The organism is Nitrobacter sp. JJSN (assembly GCF_051912485.1).
Lineage (GTDB): Bacteria > Pseudomonadota > Alphaproteobacteria > Rhizobiales > Xanthobacteraceae > Nitrobacter.
In genome coordinates this window covers 1,207,456-1,223,460 of sequence record NZ_CP196822.1, presented here as the reverse complement: position 1 = coordinate 1,223,460, position 16,005 = coordinate 1,207,456, and the positions used below count along the sequence as shown (strand labels likewise).

At 60.7% G+C, this 16,005-nt stretch carries 15 protein-coding genes, 1 tRNA gene and 2 pseudogenes; 6 read left to right on the top strand and 12 right to left on the bottom strand.

All coding sequences use genetic code 11. The annotated features are described in order from the left end of the window. Positions 1 to 101: 101 nt before the first annotated feature. Both ACSZOQ_RS06060 and ACSZOQ_RS06055 read left to right on the top strand, forming a co-directional pair. Positions 102 to 1,634: an undecaprenyl-phosphate glucose phosphotransferase gene (locus tag ACSZOQ_RS06060; RefSeq protein WP_439925092.1), complete on the top strand. Its 1,533-nt coding sequence runs from the start codon at positions 102 to 104 to the stop codon at positions 1,632 to 1,634. Positions 1,635 to 1,667: 33 nt separating this feature from the next. Then, positions 1,668 to 2,933, top strand: a complete 1,266-nt coding sequence (locus ACSZOQ_RS06055) for an O-antigen ligase family protein (RefSeq protein WP_439925091.1) — start codon at positions 1,668 to 1,670, stop codon at positions 2,931 to 2,933. Positions 2,934 to 2,953: 20 nt separating this feature from the next. Here the strand turns inward: ACSZOQ_RS06055 and ACSZOQ_RS06050 are convergent, their stop codons facing one another. Beyond that, entirely contained in the window at positions 2,954 to 4,132 is a 1,179-nt protein-coding gene (locus ACSZOQ_RS06050) for a saccharopine dehydrogenase family protein (protein WP_439925090.1), read from the bottom strand. A gap of 379 nt (positions 4,133 to 4,511) precedes the next feature. Between ACSZOQ_RS06050 and ACSZOQ_RS06045 the strand changes: the two are divergent. Together ACSZOQ_RS06045 and ACSZOQ_RS06040 are read left to right on the top strand one after the other, a co-directional pair. After that, positions 4,512 to 4,931 (top strand): annotated as a pseudogene (locus ACSZOQ_RS06045) (TolC family protein); the annotation flags it as partial. Between the two features lie 74 nt (positions 4,932 to 5,005). Beyond that, a pseudogene (locus ACSZOQ_RS06040) lies at positions 5,006 to 5,697 on the top strand (transposase); the annotation flags it as partial. A 363-nt stretch (positions 5,698 to 6,060) separates the two neighbouring features. On the opposite strand, the gene ACSZOQ_RS06035 reads toward ACSZOQ_RS06040, so the two are convergent. From ACSZOQ_RS06035 to ACSZOQ_RS05995, 9 genes are all read right to left on the bottom strand, one after another. Beyond that, complete coding sequence (locus ACSZOQ_RS06035) at positions 6,061 to 6,294, bottom strand: hypothetical protein (protein WP_439925089.1); 234 nt, start codon at positions 6,292 to 6,294, stop codon at positions 6,061 to 6,063. Next, entirely contained in the window at positions 6,294 to 6,527 is a 234-nt protein-coding gene (locus ACSZOQ_RS06030; protein ID WP_439925088.1) for a helix-turn-helix transcriptional regulator, read from the bottom strand. Before ACSZOQ_RS06030 ends, ACSZOQ_RS06035 begins: the two co-directional genes overlap by 1 nt. 429 nt (positions 6,528 to 6,956) lie before the next feature. Beyond that, a tRNA-Pro gene (locus ACSZOQ_RS06025) sits at positions 6,957 to 7,034 on the bottom strand. 172 nt (positions 7,035 to 7,206) lie between these two features. Next, positions 7,207 to 7,794 carry a MerR family transcriptional regulator gene (locus ACSZOQ_RS06020; RefSeq protein WP_439925087.1) on the bottom strand — a complete coding sequence of 196 codons (588 nt, stop codon included), beginning with the start codon at positions 7,792 to 7,794 and terminating at the stop codon, positions 7,207 to 7,209. A gap of 212 nt (positions 7,795 to 8,006) precedes the next feature. After that, complete coding sequence (locus ACSZOQ_RS06015; RefSeq protein WP_439925086.1) at positions 8,007 to 8,339, bottom strand: integration host factor subunit alpha; 333 nt, start codon at positions 8,337 to 8,339, stop codon at positions 8,007 to 8,009. A 130-nt stretch (positions 8,340 to 8,469) separates the two neighbouring features. After that, on the bottom strand, positions 8,470 to 9,447 hold the full coding sequence (locus ACSZOQ_RS06010) for a beta-ketoacyl-ACP synthase III (RefSeq protein ID WP_439925085.1): 978 nt from the start codon (positions 9,445 to 9,447) through the stop codon (positions 8,470 to 8,472). Beyond that, the gene (gene plsX / locus ACSZOQ_RS06005; RefSeq protein ID WP_439925084.1) at positions 9,444 to 10,505 is read right to left on the bottom strand and encodes a phosphate acyltransferase PlsX; all 1,062 of its coding nucleotides are present in this window, start codon (positions 10,503 to 10,505) and stop codon (positions 9,444 to 9,446) included. The genes ACSZOQ_RS06010 and plsX overlap by 4 nt, the downstream gene beginning before the upstream one ends. 225 nt (positions 10,506 to 10,730) lie before the next feature. Continuing rightward, on the bottom strand, positions 10,731 to 11,327 hold the full coding sequence (locus ACSZOQ_RS06000) for a YceD family protein (protein ID WP_439925083.1): 597 nt from the start codon (positions 11,325 to 11,327) through the stop codon (positions 10,731 to 10,733). A gap of 10 nt (positions 11,328 to 11,337) precedes the next feature. After that, complete coding sequence (locus ACSZOQ_RS05995) at positions 11,338 to 11,871, bottom strand: ubiquinol-cytochrome C chaperone family protein (RefSeq protein WP_439925082.1); 534 nt, start codon at positions 11,869 to 11,871, stop codon at positions 11,338 to 11,340. Positions 11,872 to 11,978: 107 nt separating this feature from the next. On the opposite strand from ACSZOQ_RS05995, the gene ACSZOQ_RS05990 reads away from it, so the two are divergent. Together ACSZOQ_RS05990 and ACSZOQ_RS05985 are read left to right on the top strand one after the other, a co-directional pair. Continuing rightward, complete coding sequence (locus ACSZOQ_RS05990; RefSeq protein ID WP_439925081.1) at positions 11,979 to 12,446, top strand: outer membrane protein assembly factor BamE; 468 nt, start codon at positions 11,979 to 11,981, stop codon at positions 12,444 to 12,446. A 155-nt stretch (positions 12,447 to 12,601) separates the two neighbouring features. Next, positions 12,602 to 13,861, top strand: a complete 1,260-nt coding sequence (locus ACSZOQ_RS05985) for a threonine/serine ThrE exporter family protein (RefSeq protein ID WP_439925080.1) — start codon at positions 12,602 to 12,604, stop codon at positions 13,859 to 13,861. Positions 13,862 to 13,983: 122 nt separating this feature from the next. Here ACSZOQ_RS05985 and ACSZOQ_RS05980 read toward each other — a convergent pair whose 3' ends face one another. Then, on the bottom strand, positions 13,984 to 14,325 hold the full coding sequence (locus ACSZOQ_RS05980; RefSeq protein WP_439925964.1) for a carboxymuconolactone decarboxylase family protein: 342 nt from the start codon (positions 14,323 to 14,325) through the stop codon (positions 13,984 to 13,986). Between the two features lie 41 nt (positions 14,326 to 14,366). Next, complete coding sequence (locus ACSZOQ_RS05975) at positions 14,367 to 15,899, bottom strand: acyl-CoA carboxylase subunit beta (protein ID WP_439925079.1); 1,533 nt, start codon at positions 15,897 to 15,899, stop codon at positions 14,367 to 14,369. Positions 15,900 to 16,005: the final 106 nt, after the last annotated feature.

Sequence of the window (16,005 nt, the reverse complement as noted above, 5' to 3'; positions counted from 1 at the left end):
TTCACGAAACCAAATCTTCCCGATTTAGTCCTTAAACCGCACCGGAGGCCGGTTGCCCGGCGCCGCATCCTGTCGTGTGGCGCAGATGTGGACTTGAGGACATGGACCCTATCAGCGCACGCTCGAGGACTGAGGCGGCGGCGAGCGGCGGCCCTGCGATACCCGTGGAACGCCGGCGGCGGCTATCACCCGCGGCGCTTGCGGTCACCCATCAGAAGGTGCGGCCGGCCTATTCGCCCGTCGTCATCACCGGCGTCGTCCGTGCCGCCGACTTCGTGCTGCTGAGCCTGATCGGCGTCGCGCTCTATCTCGGATACGTCACCCGCATCGATGGTTTTAGCTGGAGCTATATCGCAACGATCCTCGCCGTGGCCGCCGCCGCGGTCATCTGTTTCCAGGCCGCAGACATCTACGACATCCAGATTTTCCGCGGCCAGTTGCGACAGATGACGCGGATGATTTCGTCCTGGGCATTCGTTTTCCTGTTGTTCATCGGCGTTTCGTTCTTCGTCAAGCGCGGCGACGCCGTCTCGCGGCTCTGGCTGGCTTCGTTCTTCTTTGTCGGTCTGGCCGGCCTGATCGCCGGGCGGCTCCTGCTGCGAGTGGTGCTCCGCCGCTGGGCACGCCACAGGCGGCTCGATCGCCGCACCGTCATCGTCGGTTCAGACGAGAACGGAGAAAATCTCATCAAAGCGTTGAGAGCACAGGATGACTCCGACATCGAGATTCTCGGCGTGTTCGACGACCGCAACGACTCGCGCGCGCTCGACACCTGCGCGGGAAGCCCCAAACTCGGCAAGGTCGATGACGTGCTCGAATTCGCGCGACGGACCCGGATCGACCTCGTGCTGTTCGCATTGCCGATCTCGGCGGAAACCCGCATTCTCGAAATGCTGAAGAAGCTGTGGGTGCTGCCGGTGGATATCCGGTTATCCGCTCATACCAACAAGCTGCATTTCCGTCCCCGCGCCTATTCCTATCTCGGCGAAGTTCCGATGCTCGATGTCTTCGAGGCTCCGATCACCGACTGGGATCTGGTACTGAAATGGCTGTTCGACAGAATAGTCGGCGCTTTGATCCTGCTGCTGGTCTCGCCGGTGATGGCGCTGGTCGCGCTCGCGGTCAAGCTCGACAGTCCCGGCCCGGTGCTGTTCCGCCAGAAACGCTTCGGCTTCAACAACGAACGCATCGACGTCTTCAAGTTCCGCTCGCTGTTTCACGATCAGGCCGATCCGCTGGCCACGAAGGTCGTGACCAGGAACGACAGTCGCGTCACCCGTGTCGGACGCTTTATCCGCAAGACAAGCCTCGACGAGCTGCCGCAGCTTTTCAACGTTGTCTTCAAGGGCAACCTGTCTCTCGTCGGACCGCGCCCTCACGCCATTCAGGGCAAACTGCAAAGCCGCCTGTTCGACGATGCCGTGGATGGCTATTTTGCGCGCCACCGCGTCAAGCCCGGCATTACCGGCTGGGCTCAGATCAATGGATGGCGCGGCGAGATCGACAACGAGGAAAAGATCCAGAAGCGCGTCGAGTTCGATCTCTACTACATCGAGAACTGGTCGGTGCTGTTCGATCTCTTCATTCTGCTCAAGACGCCACTGGCGCTGCTGAAATCCGAGAACGCTTATTGAGTGATCCTCGTGCGTTGAGTTTGCGAGAGTCTAATGGCCTACCCTGCAGCGGTTGACAGTTCGCTTCCGTCCCTGACGCAGGCGCCGGGCGTTGCCGCGCTCCAGCGCGCGTTGTTGTGGCTGGTCGGGGCCGGCGGCGCGATCGTCTACATCGAACCCAGCCCATACGAATTTGCGACCCTGGCCGCGATGATCGTGTTCTTCGCGACGGGCCTGCGGATGCGGCTGGCGTTCGTTCCGCTGATGCTTCTGCTGTTTCTGATCAACCTTGGCTATACGGTCTGCGCCGCATACCTGATGGACAAGACCCCGATCGTGAACTGGATCATGACCTCCTGGTACATGGCCGTGACGGTCATCTTCTTCGCGATGGTGTTTTCGCAAGATACGGCGGCACGGCTCGAGCTGTTGCGGCGCGGCCTGATTGTCGGCGCGGTGATCGCGTCTGCCGCCGGCATCGCGGGTTATTTCCATCTTGTGCCGGGCGAACATGACCTGCTGACGCTCTATGGCCGCGCACGCGGCACCTTCAAGGATCCGAACGTGCTCTCCGCGTTCCTGATCCTGCCGGCGCTGTTCGTCCTGCAAAGCATCGTCACGGACCGCTTCGGAAAGGCTGTTCGCAGCGCGATCGCGCTCGGGATCATCAGCCTTGCGCTGCTGCTGGCCTTTTCGCGCGCAGCCTGGGGCCAGTTCGTGCTGACCTCGGCTTTGATGCTGGTTTTGATGTTCCTGACCAGTCCGTCGACGAAACAGCGGTCGCGGCTGGTCACGACCGCGGTGATCGCGGCCGCCGCGATTGCGCTGCTGCTGGCGATCCTGCTGTCGTTCGATTCAATCGACAGCCTCTTCAAGGAACGCGCGAGCTTCGACCAGAGCTACGACGAAGGCCGCTTCGGCCGCTTCGGCCGGCACATTCTTGGCTTCCAGATGGCGCTGGACCTGCCACTCGGCATCGGCCCGCTGCAATTCACGCGGTTTTTTCCGGAAGACACCCACAACTCGTATCTGAACGCCTTCATGTCGGGCGGATGGATTTCGGGTATCTGCTATCCGGTGCTGATCTTCACCACCGTGATTCTTGGCTTTCGTTACATTTTCGTTCGGGTTCCCTGGCAACGAGCCTATCTCGCGATCTTCGCGGCGTTTCTGGGTACCGTCGGCGAGAGCTTCATCATCGACACCGATCACTGGCGGCATTTCTGGCTGATGCTCGGCGTGATGTGGGGCATGTTCGCTGCCTCCCACCAGTATACGGCCGACGCCCGGCGGGCTCCCGTTCGACAGGCGCCGCAATAGAGTCACCCGCGGTGTTAAAGCTAGGGCTCGATCGTGAACGTCAGGCCCGCGCGATCGACGAGCCGTTTGATCAGCGCGTCCTTCATCGCAGCGCCCGGCGTCCAGAAGCCGCCCGCAACGTCCGGGGTATCACGCCGCAGGCAGATCGCGCATTCCGCAATCATCTTGGAAGTCGATCCGTAGCCGGGATCGCGGTCGCCGGTCACCACGGCCTTCACCTGCTGCCCGTCGGATCCGATGCCGACGAAGAGAAGATCGTAATGCCCGCTCTCGCGCTCTTCTTTCGACGGACCCTCGCCGGGTTTCGGACCGCCCTGCGCGCCGAGCTTGTTGTTGGCGGCGATGATGGCTTTCGCCGCCGCCTCGCCGGTCTCCTTCGGCCCCGCGACCATCATTTCGTCGTAGATAAAATCCCGGCCGTAGGGAAACCCGAGCAGAAAGTTGGAGCGATGCACATTGCGGGTGTTGATGTTCGCCATCACGAACGGCGCCAGCCACATCCCCAGGTCTTCGTCGAATAGCGGCTTGTTGCCCGGCGGCTGCTTCGGCCCTTCGAACCCCGGCGTCAGCACGAATGAATCGCGCAGTTTCGGCAACAGACTCGGATCGTTGGCGGCTGCGGCGAAGATCGCCTTCATGCTCGCGGCGGTACCGCCGGAAAACGTGCCCTTCATCTTGCGCACGCGGCCCTTGACCCGAGCGACGCTCGACCCGAGCTGCCTTATCGCGGCCTCCTGGAGAAAGAACACGCCGAGTTCGAACGGCAGAGAATCGTAGCCGCAGGAGAACACGATCCGCGCGCCGCTCCTGCGCGCCACTGCCTCGTGCGCGTCTATCATCTGCCGCATCCAGATCGGCTCGCCGCAGAGATCGAGATAGTCGGTCCCGCCGGCCGCGCAGGCCGCAACGAGATCGGAACCGTAGAGCTGGTAGGGTCCGACCGTGCTCAGTACCGAGGCCGTGCGGCCAACCATGGCTTTGAGCGATGCGGGATCGCCGGCATCAGCAGCGATCAGCGGGAGGTCGCGTGGCGCGCCGATGGCGTCGCGCACCGACGCGAGCTTGTCGAGGTTGCGCCCCGCGATGGCCCATTTCAGATCGCTTTTGCCGTATTCGGCGGCAAGATATTCTGCGACGAGCCGGCCGGTGAACCCGCTTGCACCGTAGATAACGATATCGAATTCCGCCGCCGACGCCATGACCGATTCCCCGAAAACGTCCTGCTTAGCCTGCGGAGGCACATCTGCCTATCCGCATGCCGCAAAGCACAACGGGATCGCGCAAAACCCGATTCGGGGTGAGACAGTCCGGCCACAATGCCACGCAGCTCGAGAGCCGTCCGCCGCTATATCGACACAATCGCGCGAGGGGGGATTATTGGGGTACCTTCCCCGAGCCTTCTCTATGAGGTTTTTGTGCCACACTTGCCCACAAAGTGCCTCAAATGGGCTCCCAAGACCTCAATCACGCCTCGACTCTCTACCGTGTGGGAACCCATTATGGCCTCCCAACAGATCGTCAGATTTTGAGTATTTGCTAATGCGATTTCAAATTATTGCGCCAATCGTTATCGGCCTGATGACCCTGCCTGTCTCGGCTTATTCTCAAAGCGGCTTTTCAATCAACGATGCGTTGAAGCAAGCGGTGGCGACGAACCCCGGCGTGGGGGAAGCTGCCGCCAACCGGAGGGCGACGGAGTCGGAACTTCGCCAACAACAGGGAACGCTGCTGCCGCAGGTGCGCGTCGAAGGACGCTGGGGCCCGGAGCGGTTCACCCAGAATATCGTCCCGGCTCCGCTTGGTAGCGGAGAATGGCTCAACGGACGCGCCGCATCGGTCGTCGTCCGGCAGTTGCTGTTCGATGGTTTTACCTCGATCAACGAGATCTGGCGTCAGACCGCGCGTGTCAACGCTGCGGCGGCGCGCGTGCACGAACGAACCGAGTTGCTGGCTCTCGATGCAGCCGAGGCTTATGTCGACGTGACTCGTGTTCCCCGTCAGCACCTGTGAGACAAATTGAGGGACTTTCCGAAGGGAGGATTTCTGGTTCATCGTAGCCGCAAGGAGCGAAGATGAAACAGAAATCCGGGCCGGACAAAACACCGGCAGAACGAGTGCTGAAGGACATTCGGCGTCAGACCCGCCGGCAGTATTCAGCGGAAGAGAAGATCCGCATCGTACTGGAAGGGCTGCGCGGTGAAGAGAACATCTCTGAGCTTTGCCGCCGCGAGGGTATCGCTGCCTCGATGTATTACGGCTGGTCCAAGGAGTTCCTGGAGGCCGGCAAACGCCGATTGGCGGGCGATACGGCACGCGCCGCAACCTCCGGCGAAGTGAAAGACCTTCGCCGTGAGACCTCTGCTTTGAAGGAGGTCGTGGCCGATCTCACCCTGGAGAACCGTCTGCTCAAAAAAAGCATGAGCGGGGATGGGGAGGACGAGGCATGAGATATCCTGCATCCGAGAAGGCCGAGATCATCGAGCTGGTCGAGCAGTCACATCTGCCGGCCAAACGCACGCTGGACAAGCTCGGTGTCCCGCGGGCCACATTCTACCGCTGGTATGATCGCTATTGTAATGGCGGGCCTGAAGCACTGGCTGATCATCGCTCCCGACCGGACCGCGTCTGGAATCGCATCCCGGACGATGTCCGCCGCCAGATCATTGACCTGGCGCTGGAGCTCCCAGAGCTGTCGCCGCGAGAGCTGGCCGTTCGGTTCACCGACGAGCAAAAGTACTTTGTCTCGGAGGCTTCGGTCTCCCGAGCGGGCAAACCGGGATTCGAGTTGTTTTATTTGCGCATCGAAGACAATGCGCTCTTGCGGAAATAGACCGTCTGCATCGGCTCCCACAATCTGTGGTTCAAGCTCGACTTTCAGCAGTGCCGCATGGTCGGCATCGATTTCGAGCGTTTTTGCGCTAGTAGGTTTCGGGTCGTTGGCTGCAAGCCAACCTTTTGCGAGCGCATCGTCTGTGCGCTCTTTTTCCAAGGCCCTGCGATGCTCCGCAAGGCGGGCGGCTGATAGTTTCGGCATGGTTCCCCCATCGCTGCGTCGTGCGTCTCAGAGAGGCAGCACGGCGCGGCGGGTGTCGTGTCTGGTAAGGGTGACGAGTGCGGTCGGAAGGCTCTACGCGGCGGCGCTAACCAGCCGAGCGCGAAAGGTCATCGCGATCTCGGCCACGGTCGGACGCTCGGCTGGGTGGTCTAGCAGCGCCCCGAGTTGCATCGGGGCTTCCATGCGGTCGTGCGCCAGGCCAGCTAGCCATTGAGTGAGCGGGATTCCGTCGACCATGTCGGGAAGCGGCTGTCCCGCGGCGTACCGGCGAACCAGGGCGGCAAGCCTGTCCGTATCGGTGCTCATCAGGCAATCCCCGAATCGCGGGCGGCGGCTATGATGGTTTCGGGCCAGCGGTTCCGGCTGCCCAGCTTCCGGGGCTTCGGGAGCTTCCCTTCAGCCAGCCAACGGGCGAAGGTCGCGGGCGAAGGCTCGCCCAGGATGGCAATGAATAGGTCGCGCCCCGCGAGGCGCTGGGGGTGGGGAAAGTCGGCGGGTATCTGAACGCGGCTCGCGCGTTCGCTCGCATGAATGGTCATGGCTGTGCCCTGAACGGGTTGTGGATAACTTGGGTTCAGGACGCCGCCCCTCAGGCGAACTACTAGGCTGACGCGCGACGGCCGGTTGCCCCTTTGAGGCTTCCGGCAATTCGCCAACGGCGAACCCAGGTTGTTAGCCCGGTAAAAAGAGCGGGTGCGTCAGCCCCCTCCCCCTACGCCACGCTATGTCCATTACGTGGGCGCTAAGTCGAGTGATACCGGCAATCATTTCGAACCGTCAATTAAATCCCCCTACCCGGTAGGATGGGAAAATTACTCGTTGAACGGCTGCTCTTTCCTGAGAACGCCTGAAGGGCCTTATCGAGCCATCGAACACGAATTATTTCGGCCCGGAGAGCCGAAGTTTCCCCAGAGTTTCCCTACTGATTTTTGGAGATTTTTGACTTAAGGCCAAGTCTTTGATTTCGTTGGTCGGAGCGAGAGGATTTGAACCTCCGACCCCTAGTCTCCCAGACTAGTGCGCTAACCGGGCTGCGCTACGCTCCGTGCCATTACGGCCCCGTTCCATTATAGCGTTTTCGAGCGAAGTGATACCGGTTCGCCCAAAGAAAACGCGTCAAAACAAAAAGCCGGAGGTAGCTCTAGCCGCGTTCACGCGGCGGCGCAAGAAGCCGCAGCACCACGTGTACGACGCTGAAACGCGGGCTCTTGAGAGCCGTCAGCCGTCGCTCAGGGCGGCGTCCAGCAATTCCCTGCAGGCGACGAGTTCAGCCAATACATCTTTGAGCTTCGCAAGGTCGACCGCGGCGCTTACGCCCCGGATTGCCGCGCTGTCGGGACCGGACCACAAGACGTCGTCGAGATCGTGCCGCAACGGCCGATGCTCAGCCGGCTCCCGCGCGCGAGGCAAGCCCTCGCCGACATCCTCATCTTCGTCCTCGTCGTCGACCTCAAAGTCGGACACGCCGTCATCATCGATCGCGCCGAGTGTGTTGCGGATGTCATCCTCAATGGCGCCGAAGGCCGCGGCGGACGATCCCTCGGTCAGGCCCTGCACCGACTTGATGCCGTGCTCTTTCAGAATCCGCTGCACGCCGCGGATCGTATAACCCTCGCTGTAAAGCAAATGGCGGATGCCGCGCAGCAAATCGACGTCGTCCGGGCGATAGTAGCGCCGGCCGCCGCTTCGTTTCATCGGCTTGATCTGCGCAAACCGGGTTTCCCAGAACCGCAGGACATGCTGGGGAACATCGAGATCGGCCGCGACCTCGCTAATGGTCCTGAAGGCATCCGGTGCTTTGTCCAAATGCTCGCTCCTCTGCCAATCGGGTGCCGAACGCCGGACTGGTGTCCCGATTCCGAAGTTCGCATGCCCTCGCAGAGCGATCTTCTGAACCACCACACCAGATCACGATGATTTTGGATCGAATCGATCCAAAATCATGAACGTGATCGATTCCATATTTTAGAATGGGATGCGGGCGGAAAGCCGCTACACACTTTAATCCTCATCCCGCTCTAGTCAGCCTTGGTGTCGGCGCCGTTGCCGTTGCTGTTACCGTTGATGCGCTGCTTCAGAATAGCTGATGGCTTGAATACCATCACGCGACGCGGAGAGATCGGCACCTCGGTGCCGGTCTTCGGATTGCGGCCGATACGCTGGCCTTTCTTGCGTACCATGAACGACCCGAACGACGACAACTTCACCGTCTCGCCCTTCTCCAGGCAATCGGTGATCTCCTTGAGAACGAGCTCTACGAACGCGGACGACTCTGTCCGCGACAGCCCCACCTTTTTGTAGACGGCTTCGCAGAGATCAACGCGCGTGACTGTCTTTCCGGTTTCTGTCATCGCCTGCCCCAAGCTCCCGGCGAACAATTTGTAACTGAAATTAAGAGTTTAACGGCGCACGGTCAACCTATCTCATCATGCTTTCGCACGATAGATGACGGCAACTGCGATGGATATTTTAATTCAACTCTTACCACCGCAGGAGGGCGGAGCCCCAGGTGAAGCCCCCGCCCATCGCTTCCAGCAATACCAGATCGCCTCTTTTGACGCGCCCATCGGCGACAGCAACCGACAATGCCAACGGAATTGATGCAGCGGAGGTATTGCCGTGGCGATCGACGGTCAGCACGACTTTCTCCGGTGCAATATGCAGTTTATGGGCCGATGCATCGATGATTCGCTTGTTGGCCTGATGCGGAACGAACCAATCGATGTCATCCGCGCTCGTGCCGGACGCATTGAATGCATCGACGATGACGTCGGTAATCATGCCGACGGCGTGCTTGAACACCTCGCGGCCTTCCATTCGAATATACCCCACGGTCTGGGTCGAGGAAGGTCCGCCGTCGACATAAAGTTTTGATTTGTGACGGCCGTCCGAGCGCAGATGTGTCGTCAGAATACCGCGGTCCGAGGGCTTGCCGGGCTGCTCCTGGGCTTCCAGCACGACCGCACCGGCCCCATCACCGAACAGCACGCAGGTCCCGCGATCGGTCCAATCCAGAATGCGCGAGAAGGTTTCCGCGCCGATCACCAGCGCGCGCTTGAACGCGCCCGCACGCAGGAAATTGTCCGCGGTGGCCAGCGCAAACACGAACCCCGAGCAGACCGCCTGGAGATCGAAAGCCGCGCCGTGATTGATGCCGAGCGCGCTCTGAACCACGACCGCCGTCGCCGGAAACGTGTTGTCCGGCGTCGAGGTCGCCAGCACGATCAGGTCGATCGACTGCGCATCGATGCCGGCATGAGCAAGCGCAGCATCCGCCGCATGGATGGCGAGATGCGACGTAAGCTCTCCCTCCGCGGCAATGTGGCGCTGACGAATGCCGGTGCGCTGGACGATCCACTCGTCCGAAGTATCTACCTTGGTGGCCAATTCGGCATTGGTCAGCACCCTTTGCGGCAGATAGGAGCCGCAGCCGAGCACGACCGAACGTATCGCAGTCAAGAGAGTGCCTCCTGCACTGCCGACGCCGAAGCGATGGTGTGGCCGTGGCGGTTGAGCGTTTGGTTGATCTTGGTCAGGAGATCGTAGCGGACCATCTCATAGCCAACATCGACCGCGTAAGCAAAGCCCTCGGCGTCGGTTCCACCATGACTCTTGACCACGATTCCGTTAAGTCCGAGGAACACGCCGCCATTGGATCTGTTCGGATCCAGCTTTTCCTTGAGCGCCTTGAAGGCGCCCCGGGCAAGAAGATAGCCGAGCTTTGAAGTCCATGTTCGCGACAGCGCCGCCCGCAGGAATTCGCTGATCTGGCGCGCCGTTCCCTCGGCAGCCTTGATCGCAATGTTGCCGCTGAACCCTTCGGTCACGATGACGTCGGCAGCGCCCTGGCCGATGCCGCTGCCCTCGACGAAGCCGACGAATTCGAGCTGCGGCAGGTCCGCATTGCGGAGCAGCTCGGCGGCCTCGCGGATCTCCTCACGGCCCTTCATTTCCTCGACGCCAATGTTGAGCAAACCCACCGTCGGCCGTTCGAGGCCGAACAACACGCGCGCCATCGCGCTGCCCATCACCGCCAGCGCCACCAGGTGTTGGGCGTCGCCACCGATGGTGGCGCCGACATCGAGCATCACCGAGTCACCGCGCTGGGTCGGCCAGATCCCGGCAATGGCCGGACGCTCGATCCCCGGCAGCATGCGGAGGCAAAAACGCGCCATCGCCATCAACGCGCCGGTATTGCCGGCGGACACCGCTACGTCGGCGTCTCCTTTTTTCACCGCATCGATTGCGAGCCACATCGACGAAGTCTTGCGGCCACGGCGCAGCGCCTGGCTCGGCTTTTCGTGCATGCTGACGGTGACGTCGGTGTGGATGACCCTGGATACCGCCTTCATCACCGGGTAGGCGGCGAGTTGCGCTTCGATCAGAGCGCTGTCGCCGTAAAGCAGAAACTCAGTGTCGGGATGACGGTTCAGGAAAATCGCAGCGCCCGGAATAGCCACCGATGCGCCGATGTCGCCTCCCATGGCGTCAAGCGCGATTCGAACCTTTTTCGGCATGGAAGTCCCGGAAATCCTGATCTCTTGCAGCCCTGAAGCGAGCAGCCCAAAGCATGGTGCTTCATCGGCCCGGCCGCCGCGACAATAGCGTGTCCCGGCCTCGATACAACATCCCGCCCCCGTGGAAATTCCGGGTCATGCACCTTGAAAGGACACAGCCGAATATCACTATTATATATAATTCAATATGTTATGTAAGAATATTACAAAACAACAGCAGACATCTTATCCCCGATCCTTCGGGGGCTTCTTCCGGCGTGATGAGTTCGAGTCGATTCTCAGCGCCCTCAGGGCGGCGAAAGGATGGTCCTCGGGATCAACTTCACTGGCGGGCGGCGCGAACACAGCATCGGGTTTGCGCGGATAAGGGTCGATCCCCAGAAACAACGCGTCGGCCGCGAGGCGCCCGAGATCGATGACGCCATTGACGATGGGTTCGGGCGCGTCCGGAATTTCACGGTCCGCATTGTCATCGTCATTGATCGAGTCCGCGAGCTCGCGGACCCGGCTTTCCGGGACAAAAACGAGATCGATATCCTCGACGATGTCATTCTCGATCGGATCGAGGGACACCACGCAGGTCTGGCCGACGCGTGCCGAGACCCTGCCCCGCACATGCACGCTGTCATCGCGCTTGGGCGTCAGATCGAACGATGCACGGGCCGATTCGATGCCGCGCAAGCCGGCGATCTTCGCCAACGCCACACGCGTGGCGCCATCAGCCTCGATGTCGCGATGAAGGCCGGTTTCCGGAATCTGCGCCACAGCGATCCGCGCACTCCAGGGATTTGCGATCGTGTCGGGCCTGTCCTTGGCGGTCATGTCTGCTCTCTCATGTCCGTTGCGCGAGGTCCGGAAAGCGCAACCCTCCGGTCAGCGTCGCCTCGTCGCGACCGGCGAACGCCATCGCGTCCGCCACATAAGCGGCAAGCCGTCTCGCGCTTTCGATGTTCCCGCCATTATAGATATTCTTGTTGAGCGCTTCTGCCAGCGGCTCGTGCCCCTCTGCGAGAGCCCCGTCATAAGCCGCCGAGCGGCCGTAGAAGGCTTCGCCGAACGCCTGCATGCGCTTGGGAACGGTCAGATCGCCGACGCCCATTTCGCGCAGATTGGCATCCATGTCGCTGCAGAAATGATCGAACAGGGCCTGCGGAATCCCCTCGTCATTCCTTTGCTTCAATCGCGAAAGAACTATCCACAGATGCAGCAGAACCATATCGAAGCGGCCATCGACCGTGTCCGGCACCTCCAAGGCCTGATAAAACAAGGGCTCTCGCGCCTGTGTCACGATCATGCCATAGATGGCTTCAATGGTGCCGCGCGATGGAGCGCGGGGTTTCCTGAAGTGACTGAACGGCCAGAGCATGTGGGTTCCGAAAGACAGCCCGCAGGGTGTCCGGTTGTTGCAATCGGGGACCATTGCCGGGTACGTCAACGGCTCGCGCGATGCAAGAGGATGAGGTCAATCCCGGAATGACAGTTTCGGTTTCAAAGAAGGCACACGCCCCGCGGCGACGGCATGGTCTGCGCGCGATGCTCGCAGCCACACTGGTGTGCGCGGCCTTGGCGGGCTGCAGCGGCGAGCAGTTCCAGAAGGGCTACATCCTGCCTCCCGGCGCGCTCGAGCAAATCCAGATCGGGGCCAGCCAGGATCAGGTGCTGATCGTGATGGGAACGCCGTCCACGGTCGCGACGCTGAACGGTGAGGTCTTCTATTACATTTCGCAGCGGGCGCACCGTCCGGTCGCGTTCATGAATCAAAGCGTCACCGATCAACGCGTGATCGCGATCTATTTCGACAAGAACCGCCAGGTGACCCGGCTCGCCAACTACGGACTGAAGGACGGCAAGATCTTCGACTTCATCAGCCGCACCACGCCGACATCGGGCCAGGAGATAAGCTACCTCCAGCCGCTGTTTAAGCTGCTGAGTCCAAATTAGACCGGGCACATAAACTCGACCCTGTTCGCTTCGCTCCCGAATAAAACGCTTTTGTGCAAACGCAGCGAGTGACGCGAAGGGCCAAGACGCGACATTGTAATGGGGAGACGGTGAAGCCTATAATGAGGCATTAGGCAACAAATGCCAAAACGAGCATGGTTTCATCTTGCGAAACTGAGACCAACGCAGCCGCCGCCTTAACGCACGAGGCCGTCGGCGTCTTGCTTCAATTCGGCTCCATGATGGTTCGCTCGGGCAATACCGCAACTCGGGCTCGGGCGTGGATCGAGTTGATCGCAAAGAAAATCGGCTTCGACGCCATATCGGTGAACGTTTCGCTCGACTGTATCACCGTGAGCGGTTCTCACTCCGGTGAGCCGGTAACGGCAATGCGCGACATCGGGCCGCCGGGAATCAATGCCTACCGTATTGGCGAATTGGAGCGGCTTGCAAAAAGCATTGTTTCTGGAACTTCGCCGCGCCAGATCGCGGAGAAGCTTGCGGGCATTGAGACCGCTCTACCTCTTTATTCCAGCATACCGATCGCCATAGCCATTAGCGCAGCAAGCGGCGGTTTTGCTTTCCTTAGCGGCGCTGCCGTGCCGGAAATCACCGCAGCGGCAATTGGCGGCGGTGGCGGCCAATGGCTACGACTGTGGCTTTCGCGCCGCCAGTTTAATCATTTTGGCGGCGCAACGGTGTGTGCCGTTGCAGCATCGGGTGTCTATGTGCTGGCGGCCGCGTTAGCAAGTTCCCTGGGTTTGGGGTTTTCGCACTATGCAGCCGGCTTCATCGCTTCTGTGCTATTTCTGGTACCGGGGGTTCCTCTGGTTGCCGGCCTGCTCGATCTGTTGCAATACCAGACCCTCGCTGCCGTGAGCCGGATTGCTTATGGCACGATGATTTTGCTGGCCGTAGCGCTGGGTCTCAGCATTGTCATCGCCGTTGCAGGCGTTGACGTGTCGCGCCAACCGCCCTTTGAACTTTCCTATCCCGCGAAAGTATTGCTCCGCGCTGTCGCTAGCTTCGTCGCCGGTGCTGCCTTCGCCATGCTGTTCAACAGTCCCGCAAGGGCCGTAGTGGCAGCGGGTCTGCTAGGGTTGTTAGCGAACGACCTGCGTCTTTTTTTGAATGATATGGGCATGATGCTTGCCCCCGCCACATTTCTTGCCGCTCTGACCATCGGAATTGTGGCTCTGCTTCTGGAACAGCGTTTCGATATTTCGCTGATGGCAACGACGGTCTCACCGATCATTATCATGATGCCCGGCCTTAATGCGTTCGAGACGATTGTGCTGTTCAATCAGGGCGAAATGGTCAACGCCCTTCAGGCAGCGGCTTCTTGCGGTTTCGTCATCGGTGCCTTGGCCATGGGCCTGGCAAGCTCGCGGTTTTTTCGACAACGAATGACATAAGTCGGTTCGTTGTTAGTTTCGAGTCGCATCAGCGAGAATTGCAGGATGCTGGCATCGCGCGGTGCGCTGACGCTCCGCACGATCACATCATCGATAGCGGTTCGTAACAGCCCCGCCCTTCGTTACGCCTTGCTGATGACGTCGTAAGCGTCCATCACTCTTGCGGAATAAACCAACGCAGCCCCGGCATTCATCGCGATCGCAACGCCTAGCGCTTCCGCAACCTCTTCGCGCGTTGCGCCGAACTTGACCGCCGCGTCGACGTGCACGGTGATGCAGCCGTCGCACTGCCGGGTTACGGCGACAGCCAGGGCGATCAGTTCGCGGGTCTTGTCGTCAAGCTTCCCAGTCTTTGCGCCCGCACCGCTGATCTCTGCGTATCCCCGCGTTATTGCAGGACTGATCTTTCCAATTTCGCCGATCCGACCCAAAAGCTGTTGCCTATATTCGTTCCAGTCGAACATCATTGTCGTCTCCTCGGTTTCCAGGTTTCCATCGTGGTCGATCACAACGGAATATTATCGTGCTTCTTCATCGGCGTGTCGACGTGCTTGTCCCTGAGCATCGCAAGCGCACGCGCAATGCGCTTGCGTGTCGAGTGGGGCATGATGACATCGTCGATGTAGCCGCGCTCGGCGGCGATGAACGGCGACAGAAAACGGTCCTCGTATTCCTTGGTGCGCGCGGCGATCTTCTCCGCATCGCCGATGTCGCTGCGGAAGATGATCTCCACCGCGCCCTTTGCGCCCATCACCGCGATCTGCGCAGTCGGCCAGGCGTAGTTCATGTCTGCGCCGATTTCCTTTGACGCCATCACATCGAACGCGCCGCCATAGGCCTTTCGCGTGATGACAGTGACGAGTGGCACCGTGCATTGCGAATAGGCAAACAGGAGCTTCGCGCCATGTTTGATAAGGCCGCCGTACTCCTGCGCCGTTCCCGGCAGAAAGCCCGGCACGTCGACGAAAGTCACGATCGGAATGTTGAAGGCATCGCAAAACCGGACGAAGCGCGCGGCCTTGCGTGACGCATCGGAGTCCAGCACGCCCGCCAGCACCATCGGCTGGTTGGCGACGAAGCCGACCGATCGTCCGGCGATGCGGCCGAAACCGGTGACGATGTTTTTCGCGAAAGTATCTCCAATCTCGAAGAAGTCGCCCTCGTCCACGACTTTGAGGATCAGCTCCTTGATGTCGTAGGGCTTGTTGGGATTGTCGGGCACCAGCGTGTCCAGCGATTGGTCGGTGCGCTCGATGTCGTCGAAACTCGGCCATTCCGGGACGCCATTGGTATTGTTGCTCGGCAGGAAGTCAATCAGCCGCCGCATCTGCAGCAGCGCCTCGACATCGTTTTCGAACGCGCCGTCGGCGATGGACGACTTGGTGGCGTGCACGCTGGCGCCGCCGAGTTCTTCCGCGGTCACGACCTCGTTGGTGACGGTCTTCACCACGTCGGGGCCGGTGACGAACATGTAGCTCGTGTTCTTCACCATGAAGATGAAGTCGGTCATCGCCGGCGAATAAACGTCTCCGCCGGCGCACGGCCCCATGATGACGCTAATCTGCGGAATGACGCCGGAAGCCTGCACGTTGCGGCGAAACACATAGGAATAGCCGGCCAGCGCGGCAACACCCTCCTGGATGCGCGCGCCGCCGGCATCATAGAGACCGATGATCGGCGCCCGCGCCTTCATCGCCATATCCTGGATTTTCGTGATCTTCAGCGCGTGGGTCTCCGACAGCGAGCCGCCGAACACGGTGAAGTCCTTGGCGAACATGAAAATCTTGCGGCCGTTGACGGTGCCCCAGCCGGTGACCACGCCGTCGCCCGGCACCTTCGACTTGTCCATACCGAATTCGACCGAGCGATGCTCGACGAACATGTCGAACTCCTCGAACGAGCCCCTGTCGAGCAGGAGCTCGATGCGTTCGCGCGCTGTCAACTTGCCGCGCGCGTGCTGCGCCTCGATGCGCTTCTCGCCGCCGCCGAGCTTTGCGGCGGCGCGGCGGGCGTCGAGGGTCTCGAGGATATCCTTCATGATCCGCCGCCCGTCCCGACCTGCGGCTCGGCCACCTGGGTCCGCCGCACCATAGCCCGGTTTTAGCACGCCGTTTTTGAAGCTGTCACCAACAGGACGGGCACTC